This window comes from Pseudomonas sp. Hp2 (genome assembly GCF_006386585.1).
In the GTDB taxonomy this organism is placed as follows: domain Bacteria; phylum Pseudomonadota; class Gammaproteobacteria; order Xanthomonadales; family Xanthomonadaceae; genus Pseudomonas_S; species Pseudomonas_S boreopolis.
Map to the genome: position 1 here is coordinate 806,320 of NZ_VAHJ01000003.1, position 17,415 is coordinate 823,734.

The window sequence follows — 17,415 nt, forward strand, 5'->3', positions numbered from 1 at the left end:
CCACCGGGGACACTCCATGAACTCACGTTCTGCATCCCGCGCGATGACCGCACATCGCCTGCGTGCCTTCGGGCTTGCCGTGCTGGCCGCCGTGCTGCTCGGCGGCTGCGGCGACGAGCGCCATACCGGCAATCCGCCACCGTTCCCCAACGCGGAGTCCGGCCCGCACGTGCCGCCGCCGCTGCCGCTGATCCCCGCCCCGGCGGAGAGCCAGCGCCACAACGGCAGGCTGGACATCGGCCCGCGCACGCCGATCTCGGTGGCCGCCGGCGACGATGCGGCGCTGCGCAGCGCGCGCTACCTCGCCGGCCTGCTGCAGCGCACGCGCGGGCTGGACCTGGCGGTGAAGACCGAAGCCACCGCGACGCCCGGCAGCATCCGCCTGCAGCTCGATCCGCAGGCGCCGGTGGAGCAGAAGGAGGGCTACGCGCTCGACGTGGACCAGCAGGGCATGCGCATCGCCGCGCGCGATGCCGCCGGCCTGTTCTACGGCGCGATCAGCGCCTGGCAGCTGATGACCCCGGACGCGCGCAAGGGCGAGGTGACGGTGCCGGCCGCGACGATCCGCGACTGGCCGCGCTTCGGCTGGCGCGGCCAGCACCTCGACGTCGCCCGCCACTTCCACGACGTGGCCACGGTCAAGCACGTGATCGACGCGATGGCCCAGCACAAGCTCAACGTGCTGCACCTGCACCTCACCGACGACCAGGGCTGGCGCATCGAGATCAAGCGCTATCCCAGGCTCACCGAGGTCGGCGCATGGCGCACGCCGCCCGGCGCGGGCCGCCACGGCACGCCGCAGCGCTACGGCGGCTTCTACACGCAGGACCAGATCCGCGAACTGGTCGCCTACGCCGCCGAGCGCCACATCGCCATCCTTCCCGAGATCGACATGCCCGGCCATGCCCAGGCCGCCGTGGCCGCGTATCCGGAAGAGGTCGGCGTCACCGGCGAGCGGCCGGCGGTGTCGGTGGACTGGGGCGTGAATCCCTACCTGTTCGGCACCGACAAGCGCAGCCTGGATTTCATCTTCGGCGTGCTCGACGAACTGCTCGAACTGTTCCCCTCGCCCTACATCCACATCGGCGGGGACGAGGCCATCAAGGACCAGTGGGAGGCTTCCCCGGCAGTCCGCGCGCAGATGCGCAAGCTCGGCGTCAAGGACGCGCACGCGATGCAGGGCTGGTTCAACGAACAGCTCGCGCAGTACCTCACCGCGCACGGACGCCGCCTCATCGGCTGGGACGAGATCCTCGAGGGCGGCCTGCCCGCCAGCGCCACGGTGATGTCCTGGCGCGGCGTGGACGGCGCCGTCGCGGCCGCCAAGCTCGGCCACGACGTGGTGCTGGCGCCCGCCGGCTGGATGTACCTCAACTACCTGCAGACCACGCGCAGCGACGAACCCAACGGCCACATCGGCCCGCTGCCGCTGTCGCGCGTCTACGAGTTCGACCCGGTGCCGGCCGGGCTGACCGCCGAGCAGGCCAGGCACGTACTGGGCGTGCAAGGCGCGCTGTGGACCGAGTACACCCCCTCGGCCTGGCACGTGGACCATGCGTTGTTCCCGCGCCTCGACGCGGTGGCCGAGGTCGCTTGGTCGCCGGCGGCAGCGCGCGGCTGGGCGGGTTTCCTGGGACGCCTGCCGGCGCAGCTGCAACGCTATCGCGCGCTCGGCATCGATTACAGCGACGGCGCCTTCGCCGCCGACATCGCGCTCGACGGCGGTCCCAACCCGGTGCTGGCCGGCGCGCCGGCCATGGTCAAGCTCGGCAACCAGGCCGGCTTCGGGCAGATCCGCTATACCACCGACGGCAGCGAACCGACCCTGCAGTCCTCGCGCTACGGCGCACCGTTCGCGGTGACGCTGCCGGCCACGGTCAAGGCCGCGGTGTTCACCGAGGACGGCCGCCCGCTGGCGGCCGCCCGCAGTCGCACCTTCGACCGCCCGTCGCTGCTCAGCCTCGACACGCAGGGCCTGCGCAACTGCCACGACCAGGGCGAGCTCGGCCTGCGCCTGCCGTTGTTGCCGGACATGCCCGGCGCCGATACGCCGGTCTACAACGTCGACCTGTTCTACGCCTGCTGGGTGTACCCGCAGGCGCGCCTGGACGGGATCGCCGCCGTGCGCGTCGACGCGGCGCGGCTGGCGCGCAACTTCGGCCTGGCGCACGATCAGTCGAAAGTGCACCAGTACCCGGCCAGCACGCCGCAGGGCGAACTGGAAGTGCTGCAGGGCTGCGATGGCGAACGGCTGGCGTCGGTCCCCCTGCCCGCCGGCGACACGCTCGGCGAGCAGTTCGTGCTGGAAGCGCCGCTGCCGCCGCGCAGCGGCGTGCACGACCTGTGCCTGCGCTTCACCGCGCCGATCTCCGGTCCGCTGTACGCGATCGGCGGCGTCCACCTGATCGAGCAAGCCGCGCAGGCGCCGCCCGCCAAGCGCTGACGACACGAGGAGAACCCCCTATGCCCGCACCCCAACGCCATCGTTCCCGCACCGCCGTGCATGCGACCGCACCTGTCCGCAACGGCGCCGGGGGGTCCCCTTCGGGCACGCTGGCGCTCCTGGTCGGACTGGCGCTTGCCCTGCCGGCCTCCGCCGCGCCGCCGTCCACGCAAGTGCTGGACAGCGGCTGGCAGGTCCGGCTCGCGCCGGGCCAGGCGCAGGCCAGGCAGCATCCGAAGGCGGCGCAGTGGCTGCCGGCCAAGGTGCCGGGTGCGGTGCAGAGCGATCTCATCGCCGCCGGCCTGGTGCCCGATCCGTTCCTGCGCGACAACGAGGCGCAGATCCAGTGGGTGGGCCTGAGCGACTGGCAGTACCGGGGCGAGTTCGAGGCCGACGCAGCGCTGCTGGCGCGCCAGCACGTCGAACTGGTGTTCCAGGGCCTGGACACGCTGGCCGAGGTCAAGCTCAACGGCAAGCCCTTGCTCGAGGCCGACAACATGTTCCGGCGCTGGAGCGCCGACGTGAAGCCGCTGCTCAAGCGCGGCCGCAACCAGCTGGAGATCACCTTCCGTTCGCCGGTCGAGGCGATCCGCCCGTGGCTGGCCAAGCAGCCCTACGGGCTGCCCGGCACCTACGACTCGATGTTCGGCGACGAACCGGTGGGCCGCAACAGCTCGATCTACGTGCGCAAGGCGCCGTACCAGTTCGGCTGGGACTGGGGCCCGCGCATCATCAACGCCGGCATCTGGAAGGACGTGCAGCTCAACGCCTGGGATGCCGTGCGGGTGGAGGACCTTTACATCGAGCAGAAGCGCCTGGACGAGCGCGTCGCCCAGCTCGGCGCGCAGTTGCAGATCGCCAGCGGCGTCGCCGGCGCGGTGGAAATCACCCTCGACGTGCTGGGCCCGGACGGCGCCACCGTCGTCCACGCCGTCGAGCAGCGCCCGGTCGATCCGGGCGACAACCGGATCGACCTGCCGGTACGCATCCCGTACCCGAAGCGCTGGTACCCGGCCGGCTACGGCGCGCAGGACCGCTACACCTTCGTCGCCAGGGTGCGCGACACCAACGGCGACACCCAGGAGTTCCGTCGCGTCGTCGGCCTGCGCACCGTCGAGCTGCGCCGGCAGAAGGACGCGTGGGGCAAGAGCATGGAGTTCGTGATCAACGGCATTCCGGTGTTCGCCAAGGGCGCCAACCTGATCCCGCTCGACAGCTTCCCGAGCCGGGTCACCGAGGCCACGATGCGGCGCACGCTACAGGACGCGCGCGACGCCAACATGAACATGCTGCGCATGTGGGGCGGCGGGCACTACCAGGACGATCGCTTCTACGAGATCGCCGACGAACTCGGCATCATGATCTGGCAGGACTTCATGTTCGGCGGCGCGGTGCCGCCGCATGACGTGGCGTTCCGCGAGAACACCCGCCAGGAGGCGATCGAGCAGGTCAAGCGCCTGCGCGGCCATCCCAGCATCGTGCTCTGGTGCGGCAACAACGAGGTGCAGACCGGCTGGGAGAACTGGGGCGGCAGCGTCGAGTTCAAGCGGTCGCTCGACCCGGAGGAACGCAGCCGCATCGAGATGGGCATGACCACGCTGTTCGGCACGGTGTTGCGCGAAGCGGTCACCCGGTATTCGCCCGGCACGCCCTATTGGGCGACCTCGCCCGGCACCGATTTCGACGGTCCGGCCGACCAGACCGACGACGGCGACATGCACTACTGGAAGGTCTGGGGCGGCCCCGCGCTGCCGGTGACCGAGTACATGAACGTCACCCCGCGCTTCATGTCCGAGTACGGCCTGCAGTCGTTCCCGGACATGCGCACGATCCGCGCCTTCGCCCAGGACGGCGACCTGCAGCCGGAATCGCCGGTGATGCGCGCGCACCAGAAGTTCGACAAGGGCAACGGCAACCAGCGCCTGCTGCTGTACATCCGCCGCGAGTTCGGCGAGCCGAAGGATTTCGAGAGCTTCGTCTACCTGAGCCAGCTGATGCAGGCCGAAGGCATCGCCATCGCCGCCGAGCACCTGCGCGCCTCGCGCCCGCAGTCGATGGGCTCGCTGTACTGGCAGCTCAACGACGTGTGGCCGGTCGCGTCCTGGTCGAGCGTGGACTACTACGGCCGCTGGAAGGCGCTGCACTTCCACGCGCGCCGCTTCTATGCGCCTGAACTGATCGCCGCGCTGCGCAAGGACGGCACCACCACGGTCTCGCTGGTCTCCGACCGCACCGCGCCGCTGGCGGCGCGGTGGCGCATGCGGGTGATGGACTTCGACGGCAAGGTGCTGTCCGCCCGCACCCAGCCGGCGCGGCTGGCGCCGCTGAGCAGCACGCGGGTGGCGCAGTACGCCGACGCGGAACTGCTGCGGGGCGCCGATCCGAAGCGCACGTTCGCGGTGTTCGAGCTGCTCGACGGCGAGCGCGTGCTGTCGCGTCAGGCCGTGTTCTTCGACGCGGCCAAGCGGCTGGCGCTGCCGCAGGCGCAGGTGCGCAGCGAGTGGAAGGCCGACGGCGACGGCTACGCGCTGACGCTGACCAGCCCGGTGCTGGCGCGCGAGGTCTGGCTGTCGTTCGGCGACAACGACGCGCGACTGTCCGACAACGCCTTCGACCTGCTGCCCGGCGAGCCGATGACGCTGCACGTGCGCAGCGCCGCCGCGCTGGAAAAGCTGCAAGCGGCATTGCAGGTCCGAGACCTGGCCTCGACGCTCGCGGGCGCGCCGGCGGAGGCTGTGCAGTGAAAGGCGCCCTCATCCGCCCCTTCGGGGCACCTTCTCCCGCAAGCGGGAGAAGGGACGAGCGCGCGTGCCGTGATGGATACCGGGCCGCTTCCTTCTCCCGCGGGCGGGAGAAGGCGCCCGGAGGGCGGATGAGGGCCCTGCTCGCCGCAACCCTCACCCTGTGCACCCTGCCTGGCCTCGCACACGCCGACGAGGCCGAGGACAAGGCCGCCGCGCTGGTCGCCAGGATGACCCGCGAGGAAAAGATCGCCCAGGCGATGAACGACGCCCCGGCGATCCCGCGCCTGGGCATTCCCGCCTACGAGTGGTGGAGCGAAGGCCTGCACGGCATCGCCCGCAACGGCTACGCCACCGTGTTCCCGCAGGCGATCGGCCTGGCGGCCACCTGGAACGCCGACCTGCTGCAGCAGGTCGGCACCGCGACCTCGACCGAGGCGCGCGCCAAGTTCAACCTCGCCGGCGGCCCCGGCAAGGACCACCCGCGCTACGCCGGCCTGACCCTCTGGTCGCCCAACATCAACATCTTCCGCGACCCGCGCTGGGGCCGCGGCATGGAGACCTACGGCGAGGATCCCTACCTCACCGGCCAGCTCGCCATCGGCTTCATCCGCGGCCTGCAGGGCGACGACCCGCGCCACCCGCGCACGATCGCCACGCCCAAGCACCTGGCCGTGCACAGCGGCCCGGAACCCGGCCGCCACGGCTTCGACGTGGACGTCTCGCCGCACGACCTGGAGGCGACCTACACGCCGGCGTTCCGCGCCGCGCTGGTCGAGGGCCAGGCCGGTTCGGTGATGTGCGCCTACAACTCGCTGCACGGCACGCCGGCGTGCGCGTCCGAATCGCTGCTCGATGGACGGCTGCGCGGCGACTGGGGCTTCAAGGGCTTCGTCGTGTCCGACTGCGACGCGGTCGACGACATGACCCAGTTCCACTACTTCCGCCCCGACAACGCCGGTTCCTCGGCCGCGGCGCTCAAGGCCGGCCACGACCTCAACTGCGGCTACGCCTATCGCGAACTCGGCAAGGCGATCGAGCGCGGCGAGGTCGAGGAGGCACTGCTCGACCGGTCGCTGGTGCGCCTGTTCGCCGCGCGCTACCGGCTCGGCGAGCTGGATGCGCCCGGGCGCGATCCGTATGCCCGCCTCGGCGCGAAGGACATCGACAGCCCCGCGCATCGCCGGCTCGCCCTGCAGGCCGCGGTGCAGTCGCTGGCGCTGCTGAAGAACGACGCCGGCACGCTGCCGCTGAAGCCGGGCACCACCCTCGCCGTGCTCGGTCCGAACGCCGATGCGCTGGCGGCGCTCGAAGCCAACTACCAGGGCACTTCGCGCGAGCCGGTGACGCCGCTGCTCGGCCTGCGCGCGCGCTTCGGCGCCGACAAGGTGCGCTACGCGCAGGGCGCGCCGCTCGCGGCCGGCGTGCCCGGCACGATCCCGGAAACCGCGCTGCGCAGCGACGGCAAGCCGGGCCTGAAGGGCGAGTACTTCGACAACCTGGACCTGGCCGGCACGCCGCGCACGGTGCGGCAGGACCGCGTGGTCGGCTTCAACTGGGACCGCGTCGCACCGGCCGAGGGCGTGCCGGCGGACCGCTATTCGGTGCGCTGGACCGGCGAGCTGCTGCCGCCCGGCCCGGGCGACTACACGCTGGCGGTGCGCGTGGCGCGCTGCTTCGATTGCGCCGGCCACGATCCGGTGCGCCTGTACGTCGACGATGCGTTGGTGATCGCCGGCAACGCCGAGGACAGGCGCATCGCCGCCGGCGTGCACAATGCCGACGGCCGCAACGTCGAGGCCACGCTGCATTTCGACGACGTGCGCCCGCGCCGCATCCGCCTGGAGATCGAGCACCGTGGCCAGGACCAGGGCCTGCGCCTGGAATGGCTCGCGCCCGCCGAGGCGCAACTGGCCGAGGCCGAGCGCGCGGTGGCGCAAGCCGATGCGGTGGTCGCCTTCGTCGGCCTCTCGCCCGACGTGGAAGGCGAGGAACTGAAGGTCGACGTGCCCGGCTTCGACGGCGGCGACCGCAACGCGATCGGGCTGCCGGCCGCGCAGGAAGCCCTGCTCGCGCGCGCCAAGGCCGCCGGCAAGCCGCTCGTGGTGGTGCTGATGAGCGGCAGCGCGGTGGCGCTGAACTGGGCCCAGCAACATGCCGACGCGATCCTCGCCGCATGGTATCCGGGCCAGTCCGGCGGCACCGCGATCGCGCAGGCATTGGCCGGCGACGTCAATCCGGGCGGGCGCCTGCCGGTGACCTTCTACCGCTCGACCAAGGACCTGCCGCCCTACGTCAGCTACGACATGAAGGGCCGCACCTACCGCTACTTCACCGGCACGCCGCTGTATCCGTTCGGCTACGGCCTGAGCTACACCCGGTTCGGCTACGACGCGCCGCGCCTGTCCGCCTCCACGCTGAAGGCCGGCGACACGCTGACCGTCTCCGCCCGCGTGCGCAATACCGGCACGCGCGCCGGCGACGAAGTGGTGCAGGTGTACCTCGAGTATCCCAGGCGCCCGCAGTCGCCGCTGCGCGCCCTGGTCGGCTTCCGGCGCGTGACCCTGCAGCCCGGCGAATCGCGCGAACTGACGTTCGCGCTCGACCCGCGCCGGCTCAGCGACGTCGACCGCGCCGGTACCCGCGCGGTCGAGCCCGGCGACTACCGCGTGTTCGTCGGCGGCGGCCAGCCCGGCACCGGCGCGGCGGGCGCGGCGGCCACGTTCTCGATCGAGGGCCGCGCGCCGCTGCCGAAGTGAAGCCGGGGCCCGGGACCCGGGAAAGCCGTCTTCTTGCATTGATCCCCATTGGAGCCTGTTCCATGCCAGACACCGATTCGCCATCCGCCCGCCGGCTGCGCCCGGGTCCCGGCTTCTCCGCCACCCGTCGCGACCTCCTGCGCGCGACCGCCACCGGCCTGCTCGCCGGCGCCCTGCCCGGCTTCGCCGTCGCGGCGGCCGGCGACCGCATCTTCGCCAGCAAGCGCCCGCCGAAGTCGCAGCGCCGCTTCGTCAGCGCCGCGGTCGAACGGCACCTGCAGCAGGTCAAGGCGAAGATCGGCGATCCGGAACTGGCCTGGCTGTTCGAGAACTGCTATCCCAACACGCTCGACACCACCGTCGAGACCGGCACGCGCAACGGCAAGCCTGACACCTTCGTCATCACCGGCGACATCCACGCGATGTGGCTGCGCGATTCCTCCGCGCAGGTGCATCCCTACGTGCCGCTGGCCAGGCAGGACCCGGCGTTGCGCCGGATGTTCCATGGCCTGATCCAGCGCCAGGCGGCGTGCATCCGCCTCGACCCCTACGCCAACGCCTTCCTGCCCGACGGCACGACCGCGCGCCTGAAGTGGTCGGTCGACGACATCACCGAGATGAAGCCCGGCGTCGGCGAGCGCAAGTGGGAAGTGGATTCGTTGTGCTATCCGATCCGGATCGCCCACGAGTACTGGCGCGCCAGCGGCGACACCGCGCCGTTCGACGACGACTGGCGCGAGGCGATGCGCGTGGTGGTGCGCACCTTCCGCGAACAGCAGCGCATGCACGACCGCGGCCCCTACACGTTCCAGCGGCCCTCGCCCCTGGCCACCGAGACGCTGGTGCTGGAGGGCTACGGCCAGCCGACCCGGCCCAACGGCATGATCCACTCGATGTTCCGCCCCTCCGACGATGCCTGCGTGTACCCGCTGTTCGTGCCGGCCAACCTGTTCGCGGTGGCCTCGTTGCGGCAGCTGGCGGCGATGAGCGAGGCGATCCATCGCGACGCCGCTTTCGCGGCGGACTGCCGCGCGTTCGCCGACGAGGTCGAGAAGGCCACACGCGCGTTCGGCCAGATGCGCGATGCCGACGGCCAGCCGTTCTGGGCCTACGAGGTGGACGGCTATGGCAACCAGCTGTTCATCGACGACGCCAACGCGCCCGGCCTGCTCAGCCTCGCCTACCTCGGCTGCTGCGAGCGCGACGATCCGGTGTTCCTGCGCACCCGCGCACTGGCCTGGAGCGAGCGCAACCCGTACTTCAGCCGCGGCCGCGCGGCCGAAGGCGTCGGCAGCCCGCATAGCGGCCTGGGCACGATCTGGCCGATGGCGATCGTGCAGTACGCGCTCGCCAGCGACGACGACGCGCAGATCCGCCAGTGCCTGCACTGGCTCAAGACCACCCACGCCGGCACCGGCTTCATGCACGAGGCGTTCGACAAGGACGATCCGGGCAAATTCACCCGCGACTGGTTCGCCTGGGCCAACACCCTGTTCGGCGAACTGGTCGTCGACCTGGCGCAGCGCAAGCCGCACCTGCTGAAAAGCTGAGCATCCAACCCCTCTCCCGCTGGGAGAAGGGTTGGGGGTGAGGGTACGGAGCGAAGCCCTGCGATGTTTCGACTGCACGCGGCTTCGCCCGAACCCTCATCCGCCCCTGCGGGGCACCTTCTCCCAAAGGAGAAGGAAGATCCTCGCCTTCACCGAACGACGGAGTACACCCAATGGCAACACGACGCGGCTTCCTGCAGGGCGCCATCGCCCTGGCCCTGTTCGGCGGCACCGGCCTGGCCGGCACCGCGCTCGCGCGCGCCGGCCGCTACGCCATGCCGGCCGACGCGCGCGCCAAGGCCGACCTCACCCGCCACGTCGACGTGTTCATCGGCACCGGCGGGCACGGCCATACCTTCCCCGGCGCGACGCTGCCGTTCGGCATGGTCCAGCTGAGCCCGGACACCTACAACGCGGTATGGGACGCATGCAGCGGCTACCACGAGTCCGACGGCTCGATCATGGGCTTCTCGCACACGCACCTGTCCGGCACCGGCATCGGCGACATGCTCGACGTGCTGGTCGTGCCCGCGATCGGTGAAGTCAGGCTGGCGCCCGGCCCGCTCGACAATCCCGACGCCGGCTACCGCCAACGCTACGACCACGCCGACGAGGCCGCCTCGCCCGGCTACTACCGCGTGCGCCTGGAATCCAACATCCATGCCGAGCTGACCGCCACCGCGCGCGCCGGCCTGCACCGCTACCACTTCCCGAAGGGCCGGCCCGCGCACCTGCTGGTCGACTTCGCCCACGGCATGCAGGACAACCCGTCCACGCCGACCCGGGTCACCGAGGCGCAACTGCGCGTGGTGGACGACCGCACCGTCGCCGGCGGCCGCCGCGTCTGGCAGTGGGCCAAGGGCCGCTACGTCTTCTTCGCGATGCGCCTGTCGCGCCCGTTCGCGCAGGCGCAGCTCTACAGCGACGACCAGCCACTCGCCGGCGACGCGCGCCAGGCCGACGGCAGCAAGCTCAAGCTCGCCCTGCACTATCCGGACGCCGGCGACGCGCCGCTGCTGGTCAAGGTCGGCATCTCCGCGGTCAGCACCGAGAACGCGCTGGCCAACCTCGACGCCGAGCTGCCCGACTTCGACTTCGCGCGCGTGCACGCCGAGGCGGTCGCCGCCTGGGAGAAGGAACTCGGCCGCGTGCGCATCGACACCGGCGACGACGCGCAGCGCCGCATCTTCTACACCGGCCTCTACCACGCGCTGCTGGCGCCGACGCTGTTCAGCGACGTGGACGGCCGCTACCGCGGCATGGACCTGCAGGTGCACGCGCTGCCGGAGGGCCAGCACAACTACAGCACCTATTCGCTGTGGGACACCTACCGCGCCCTGCATCCGCTGCTGACGCTGGTCCAGCCCGAGCGCGTGCCGGACCTGGCGCAATGCCTGGTGCGCGGTGCCGCCGAATGCCCGGACGGCGTCGGCATCTGGCCGCTGCAGGGCGTGGAGACCGGCTGCATGATCGGCTACCACTCCGCCGTCGTGCTGGCCGAAGCGCATGCCAAGGGTTTCGCCGGGATCGACTTCGCCGCGGCCTGGCCGCTGTACCGCAAGCGCGCCATGGAGGACGACTTCCATGGCCTGCCGTACTACCGCCGGCTCGGCTACATCCCCAGCGACAAGGTCGACGAGGCGGTCAGCCGCACGCTCGAATACGCCTACGACGACTGGGCCTGCGCGCACCTGGCGCGCGCCGCCGGCGACGAGGATGCCTACCGCACGCTGCTGCAGCGCTCGCGCAACTACCGCAACGTGTTCAACCGCGACAGCGGCTTCGTGCAGCCACGCCTGGAGGATGGCCGCTGGGCGGCGCCGTTCGACCCGCGCGCGATGGGCCACGCGAAACGATGGCGCGACTTCACCGAGTCCAACGCCTGGCAGGCCACCTTCCTCAACCAGCACGACCTGTACGGCTACATGGAACTGTTCGGCGGCCGCGACGGCTTCGTCGCCAAGCTCGACGAGCTGTTCGCCACCAGTTCCGAACTGCCCGCCGACGCGCCGCCGGACATCGACGGCATGGTCGGCCAGTATGCGCACGGCAACGAGCCGAGCCACCACGTCGCCTACCTCTATGCCTATGCCGGGCAGCCGTACAAGACCCAGGCGATGGTGCGCCGGCTGCTGCGCGAGCAATACCACGACGCGCGCAACGGCCTGTCCGGCAACGAGGACTGCGGGCAGATGAGCGCCTGGTTCGTGCTCAGCGCCCTGGGCCTGTACGCCGTCGATCCGGTCAGCGGCAACTACGTCGTCGGCAGTCCGTTGTTCGACGCCGCCGAACTCGACGTCGGCGGCGGCCACAAGCTGCGCATCGTCGCCCGCGGCAACGGCGCCGAGAACGTCTACGTGCAATCGCTGCGCTGGAACGGCCAGCCGTTGACCCGCGCCTGGCTGCGCCATGCCGACATCGCCGCCGGCGGCACGCTGGAGTTCGAGATGGGGCCCAAGCCCAATCCCGCATTCGGCTCGCGCAAGCAAGACCTGCCGCCGTCGTTCGTGTAGCCGGGACCAAGCATCGAGGATCGAGGATCGAGGACTGAGGACTCGGGACTCGGGACTCGGGACTCGGGACTCGGGACTCGGGACTTCAACATGCTGCCGCATCCCCACTCCGCATGCCTGTCTCGCCCACTCCTTCCCGCAATCGGATCTTGCCCATTCCTTCTCCCGCAAGCGGGCTTTGCCTATCCCTTCTCCCGCTTGCGGGAGAAGGTGGCCCGCAGGGCCGGATGAGGGCGCTTCGCTCAATCCTGACACCGGACATCGCAATGCTGCGTAGAACGCTCGCCTCATTCACCCTCGCCTGCGCGCTTGCGCTGCCGGGCATCGTCGCCGCACAGAGCGCCGATGCCTGGCCCGCCTTCTCCACCACCGGCGACCACTTCACCCGCGGCGGCAAGCCCTACCGGATCGTCTCCGGCGCGATCCACTTCCAGCGCATTCCCCGCGCCTACTGGAAGGACCGCCTGCTCAAGGCCCGCGCGCTCGGCCTCAACACGGTCGAGACCTACGTGTTCTGGAACCTGGTCGAGCCCAGGCCGGGCACGTTCGACTTCGGCGGCGACAACGACGTCGCCGCGTTCGTGCGCGAGGCCGCCGCGCTCGGCCTCAACGTGATCCTGCGCCCCGGTCCCTACGCCTGCGCCGAATGGGAAGCCGGCGGCTATCCCGCCTGGCTGTTCGCCGAACCCGGCATGCGCGTGCGCAGCCAGGACCCGCGCTTCCTCGCCGCCAGCGGTGCCTACCTCGAGGCCGTCGCCGGCCAGGTGCGCCCGCTGCTCAACGGCAACGGCGGCCCGATCATCGCCGTGCAGGTCGAGAACGAGTACGGCTCCTACGGCGACGACCACGCCTACATGCAGGCCAACCGCGAGCTGTTCGTGCGCGCAGGCTTCGACAAGGCGCTGCTGTTCACTTCCGACGGCGCCGACATGCTCGCCAACGGCACCCTGCCCGGCACCCTGGCGGTGGTGAACTTCGCGCCGGGCGAGGCCAGGAGCGCATTCGAGAAGCTGGCGAAGTTCCGCCCCGGCCAACCGCGGATGGTCGGCGAGTACTGGGCCGGCTGGTTCGACCACTGGGGCGAGAAGCACGCCAGCACCGACGCCGCCCAACAGGCCGGCGAGTTCGAATGGATCCTGCGCCAGGGCCATTCCGCCAACCTGTACATGTTCGTCGGCGGCACCAGCTTCGGCTTCATGAACGGCGCCAACTTCCAGGGCAATCCCGACGACCACTACGCGCCGCAGACCACCAGCTACGACTACGACGCCGTGCTCGACGAAGCCGGCCGGCCCACGCCGAAGTTCGCGCTGTTCCGCGACGCCATCGCGCGCGCCACCGGCATGCAGCCACCGGCCCTGCCCGCGCCGATCCATTTCGCCGCCCTGCCGGCCACGCCGCTGCGCGAATCCGCCTCGCTGTGGGACAACCTGCCCGCGCCCTCGCCGCGCAGCGACGACCCGCTGCCGATGGAGCGCTACGGCCAGGCCTACGGCTACATCCTCTACCGCACCACCCTCACCGGCCCGCGCAAGGGCGCGCTGTACCTGGGCGAGGTGCGCGACTATGCGCGCGTCTACGTCGATCGCAAGCTCGCCGGCAGCGCCGACCGCCGCCTGAAGCAGGCGACGGTGGACGTGGACATCCCGCCCGGCCAGCACACCCTCGAGGTGCTGGTCGAGAACGGCGGCCGCATCAACTACGGCCCGCGCATGGCCGATGGTCGCGCCGGCCTGGTCGATCCGGTGTTCCTCGATGGCCAACCGGTCAAGGGCTGGCAAGCGTTCCCGCTGCCGATGGACGCGCCCGGGGCGATCCGCGGCTGGACCACCGCCAACGTGGAAGGCCCCGCCTTCCACCGCGGCACGCTGAAGATCGCCACGCCCGCCGACACCTACCTCGACATGCGCGCCTTCGGCAAGGGCTTCGCCTGGGCCAACGGCCACAATCTCGGCCGCCACTGGAACATCGGCCCGCAGCGCGCGCTCTACTTCCCAGCGCCATGGCAGCGCAAGGGCGGCAATACGGTGATCGTGTTCGACCTGGACGACGTGCCGGAACCTCGCGTCGGCGGGCTACGGCCCCAGGTCTGGTCGGCTCTGGAAAACTAGTTCCCGTTCCCTGCCACCGGCAATCTCCGCACTTCTACCTCAAGCCGCCACCCGACGCTGGCGGAGCTTGTGAGCAACGCCCGCCGGTGATAGCGTCGCCTCGTGCTCTCGCGCATGGCGAACCACAGGGGATTACACGCATGGATTACGCGACATATTTCAGGGGAAAACCAACAAGGACTTGGAGATCCAGCTGCCAGGCTTTGGAAACTGCTGCGCTATGCACCGTGCATACGCACCATTTTGACGTCGAATAGTAGTTAGAACTCACTACGAACTTTAGTTGCACATGGCCAAATCAAAAAGACAGGATTTTCCAGCGCCAGTCGCACGAAAAGTCGCTGAACGCGCTGGTTACATATGCAGTAACCCCTCATGTCATCGGGTGACTATAGGCCCCGATCAAGCTGTTGCGAGTAGTTCAATCAAGACTGGCGAAGCCGCTCACATGTGCGCAGCAAGTCCTGGTGGGCCCAGGTATGACATGTCCCAGAAGGAGAGTGAAAGGCGGGGGATAGGCAATGCGATTTGGCTATGCTCCACTTGCGCGACGCTAATCGACAAGAATGGAGGGGCAAGCTATCCAGCTGACCATCTACGTAAGTGGAAGCGAGATCATGAGGCACTGATGAAGGAGTGCCTTGAGGGAGGGAAGCGTCTCATATTCCAGTTCCTTCCACACCGTCCGGACAACGCAATGGCCTCCAAGCTCATTCACATCTTGGAAGACAAAGGCGCGCTATATCAGCCTTACATGCAAGAGAATCCAGTTTGGGTGCTGCGCTCATTAGAGGATCTACGAAGGAAGCTCACCGACATCCGCTCTGAAATTGACAGCCAATCGCCGCTCTCCGTTATCGTAGATTCCATGATTCGCGCGTGTCGTCACTATATGAATACCACTTCCGAGTTTCCAGACATCGATGAGCTTAACTTTTCGCTCGGTGCGGTGCGTAAAGTTATCGGCATAAACGTCGGAGATCTTCGCCAGCACTATCATCTCCCTCTTAGTCACGAACTCCTTTCAATTGTTCCAGAGTGAGTTCTAACAATTCATTCAAGCCGACGCCGCTTCGCGGCGCGGCTTAATTCTGGCGTTAGGCGCGCAAGGGAGTTCATCGTGGGGCGGAAAAAAGGCATACCCGGTCTCTCGTTCTCGTGGAAACGTGCCACTGGCTTGTCCAGTGTCAAAGCCAAGCTATCTCGTGACCTTGGAGTACCGCTCACTCGCGCTGGGCGCCAGCGCAAAGTTGGTAAGGCCATGGGTTGCTGTGTGCCAGCCGCCTTCATCCTCGCAGGCGGCGTCACGGCGGCAGCCGGCATTGCCAAGGTAGTTTCGTCGTTGGTGGCGTAGTCATGCGTGTCGGTTGCGCCCCTAACAATTCATTCAAGCCGAAGCCGCTTCGCGGCTCGGCTTAATTCAGGCGTTAGGCGGCATGGAGACTCTTATGCGTTTTATGGCAATATCCATCCTTGCTCTAGCCGCAGGCACTTCCTGCGCTTCCACTCCGGCAGCTGATGCGGAGCGCCCACCCGCTCTAGATTGCCAATCTGGCCCGTTGCACAAGGCTTACGGAAACAGCAATTGGCTGGTCTATGGATGCAGCGACTCGCTCTCAGCTGTCGTTGTCTCAGACGCGGACAATCCCGCCACGCCGTTCTATTTCATTATCTACGTAAAGCAAGACGGTTCTATGAAGTTGTACGGAGAAGGCACTGGCAAAAAATCCGCAACGCAAGCCGCATTTGACGAGTTAAAAACCCTGACCTCCTCTGACGTTGCGTTGTTGGTTTCGCAAGCCAAACACATAAATCCTGGTGGCAAATGAGCAATCGCTTGCCGCCTAACAATTCATTCAAGCCGACTCCGCTTCGTTCCGGCACCAAGCGTGGCAGGAAATCTTGCCACGCTTGGCGCCTCCACTACGCTACGCAGCTTAATTCAGGCGTTAGCTGACTAGGGGAGATTTTCGGTGGATGTAGAAACAGCGAAGCAAATGCTCACGGATGGTGGCGAGACAATCGCGAGCGAACATGCCCTTCCGACAGGCACCCAACTCCGATTGGGTAGTGGTGCAATTGTCAACGTTTTCCGCACCGGCACGTGCAATGTACAGGGCAAGAACACGGAGAACGCACGAGCGATCCTAGGGGTTGGCGACCCCAACGGCGCCGCAAGAGCCCCGGAGCAAGCCAGACCGCCACATAAGGTTTTTGTCGTTTATGGGCATGATGCCACCGCGCGGGATCAGCTTGAAGTAATGCTTCGTCGCTGGGGAGCTTGAGCCGCTTATCCTGGATCAATTGCCATCTGAAGGCGCGACAATCATTGAAAAGCTAGAGCGATACACAGCAGATGTTCACTTCGCTGTAGTGCTCGCAACGCCTGATGACGAGGGCCATAAGGCCAATCACCCGGACGAGAAAGCGTTCCGCGCTCGTCAAAATGTAGTTCTAGAGCTTGGAATGCTTCTCTCCACCTTGGGCCGCTCACGTGTTGCCATTCTGCTTAAAGATCAGACCACCATGGAGCGCCCTTCAGATATTAACGGGCTGATCTACATCCCCTTCAAAGAGAACTTACAAGCTGAGGTAGGCCCAGCGCTCGCCCGTGAGATGGCGCAGCAAGGCTATGCCATTGACGTTAAACGGCTATAGTCAGCTAACAATTCAATGCAGCCGAAACCGCTTCGCGGTTCGGCTAATTTCAGGCGTTAGGGCTCACATGAAACTAAACGAGTTCGTTAAAGAAACCCTTGTCCAGATTGCACGTGGAGTGCATGACGCCCAGCAAGATGTTCGTGCTTTGGGCGGCATGGTAAACCCAGCAACGCTCAGCGCATCGCAGTCGAGCGGCTCGTACTTTGCGAGTGTTGATAGCATGCATCACGTATTCCTCGTCGACTTTGACGTTGCGGTAGAAGTATCAGAGACAACCGGCACTAATGCAGAGGCGGGATTGAGCGTCGCCACCTTTGCCAAGCTTGGCGCTGGCGGAAAGTCATCCAATGCAAACTCCACCTCAAACCGCATCGCATTTAAGGTTCCCTTGGCACTTCCGATCGACAAGGACAGTCAAACAAAGCTTCAAGGCGAGATTGATCGCACCAATGCTGCACTACGTAACCATGGATCACAGTGGTGAGCCCTAACTATTCATTCAAGCCGAACCGGTAGTTCCTTCGGTTCAGTGGACACCCTGAGCTAACTTTCAGGAGTGTTCCAATGCCAAAACCAGGTCCAAGAACCACCGCTCGCTACAGCAATGGTTTCAAGGCCACCGCGGTGCGCCTGAGTC

General features: G+C 67.8%; 9 protein-coding genes and 1 pseudogene. All 10 read left to right on the top strand.

Translation table 11 applies throughout. The features are described from left to right. Positions 1-43 precede the first annotated feature (43 nt). On the top strand, positions 44-2,443 hold the full coding sequence (locus FD678_RS13070) for a beta-N-acetylhexosaminidase (protein WP_218569689.1): 2,400 nt from the start codon (positions 44-46) through the stop codon (positions 2,441-2,443). A 20-nt stretch (positions 2,444-2,463) separates the two neighbouring features. Beyond that, entirely contained in the window at positions 2,464-5,187 is a 2,724-nt protein-coding gene (locus FD678_RS13075; RefSeq protein ID WP_140724128.1) for a beta-mannosidase, read from the top strand. Positions 5,188-5,315: 128 nt separating this feature from the next. Beyond that, positions 5,316-7,943: a glycoside hydrolase family 3 C-terminal domain-containing protein gene (locus FD678_RS13080; protein WP_140724131.1), complete on the top strand. Its 2,628-nt coding sequence runs from the start codon at positions 5,316-5,318 to the stop codon at positions 7,941-7,943. Between the two features lie 62 nt (positions 7,944-8,005). Next, positions 8,006-9,493 carry a glycoside hydrolase family 125 protein gene (locus tag FD678_RS13085; RefSeq protein ID WP_140724134.1) on the top strand — a complete coding sequence of 496 codons (1,488 nt, stop codon included), beginning with the start codon at positions 8,006-8,008 and terminating at the stop codon, positions 9,491-9,493. 173 nt (positions 9,494-9,666) lie between these two features. Continuing rightward, complete coding sequence (locus tag FD678_RS13090; RefSeq protein ID WP_140724137.1) at positions 9,667-12,006, top strand: GH92 family glycosyl hydrolase; 2,340 nt, start codon at positions 9,667-9,669, stop codon at positions 12,004-12,006. 266 nt (positions 12,007-12,272) lie between these two features. Next, positions 12,273-14,117, top strand: coding sequence for a glycoside hydrolase family 35 protein (locus tag FD678_RS13095; protein ID WP_140724141.1), 1,845 nt, complete (start codon positions 12,273-12,275; stop codon positions 14,115-14,117). A gap of 697 nt (positions 14,118-14,814) precedes the next feature. Continuing rightward, the gene (locus FD678_RS20405) at positions 14,815-15,159 is read left to right on the top strand and encodes a hypothetical protein (protein ID WP_218569690.1); all 345 of its coding nucleotides are present in this window, start codon (positions 14,815-14,817) and stop codon (positions 15,157-15,159) included. A gap of 517 nt (positions 15,160-15,676) precedes the next feature. Next, positions 15,677-15,946, top strand: a complete 270-nt coding sequence (locus tag FD678_RS13110; RefSeq protein ID WP_177497776.1) for a hypothetical protein — start codon at positions 15,677-15,679, stop codon at positions 15,944-15,946. Between the two features lie 460 nt (positions 15,947-16,406). Continuing rightward, positions 16,407-16,775, top strand: a pseudogene (locus FD678_RS20645) (TIR domain-containing protein); the annotation flags it as partial. A 67-nt stretch (positions 16,776-16,842) separates the two neighbouring features. Then, a complete protein-coding gene (locus tag FD678_RS13125; RefSeq protein WP_140724154.1) occupies positions 16,843-17,262 on the top strand; it encodes a hypothetical protein in 420 nt (139 codons plus the stop codon). Positions 17,263-17,415: the final 153 nt, after the last annotated feature.

What these genes read in the sequence shown, in the direction of transcription:
- FD678_RS13070 (WP_218569689.1), top strand. Translation starts at nt 44, where the DNA reads ATGACCGCACATCGCCTGCGTGCCTTCGGGCTTGCCGTGCTGGCCGCC.
- FD678_RS13075 (WP_140724128.1), top strand. Translation starts at nt 2,464, where the DNA reads ATGCCCGCACCCCAACGCCATCGTTCCCGCACCGCCGTGCATGCGACC.
- FD678_RS13080 (WP_140724131.1), top strand. Translation starts at nt 5,316, where the DNA reads ATGAGGGCCCTGCTCGCCGCAACCCTCACCCTGTGCACCCTGCCTGGC.
- FD678_RS13085 (WP_140724134.1), top strand. Translation starts at nt 8,006, where the DNA reads ATGCCAGACACCGATTCGCCATCCGCCCGCCGGCTGCGCCCGGGTCCC.
- FD678_RS13090 (WP_140724137.1), top strand. Translation starts at nt 9,667, where the DNA reads ATGGCAACACGACGCGGCTTCCTGCAGGGCGCCATCGCCCTGGCCCTG.
- FD678_RS13095 (WP_140724141.1), top strand. Translation starts at nt 12,273, where the DNA reads ATGCTGCGTAGAACGCTCGCCTCATTCACCCTCGCCTGCGCGCTTGCG.
- FD678_RS20405 (WP_218569690.1), top strand. Translation starts at nt 14,815, where the DNA reads ATGGCCTCCAAGCTCATTCACATCTTGGAAGACAAAGGCGCGCTATAT.
- FD678_RS13125 (WP_140724154.1), top strand. Translation starts at nt 16,843, where the DNA reads ATGAAACTAAACGAGTTCGTTAAAGAAACCCTTGTCCAGATTGCACGT.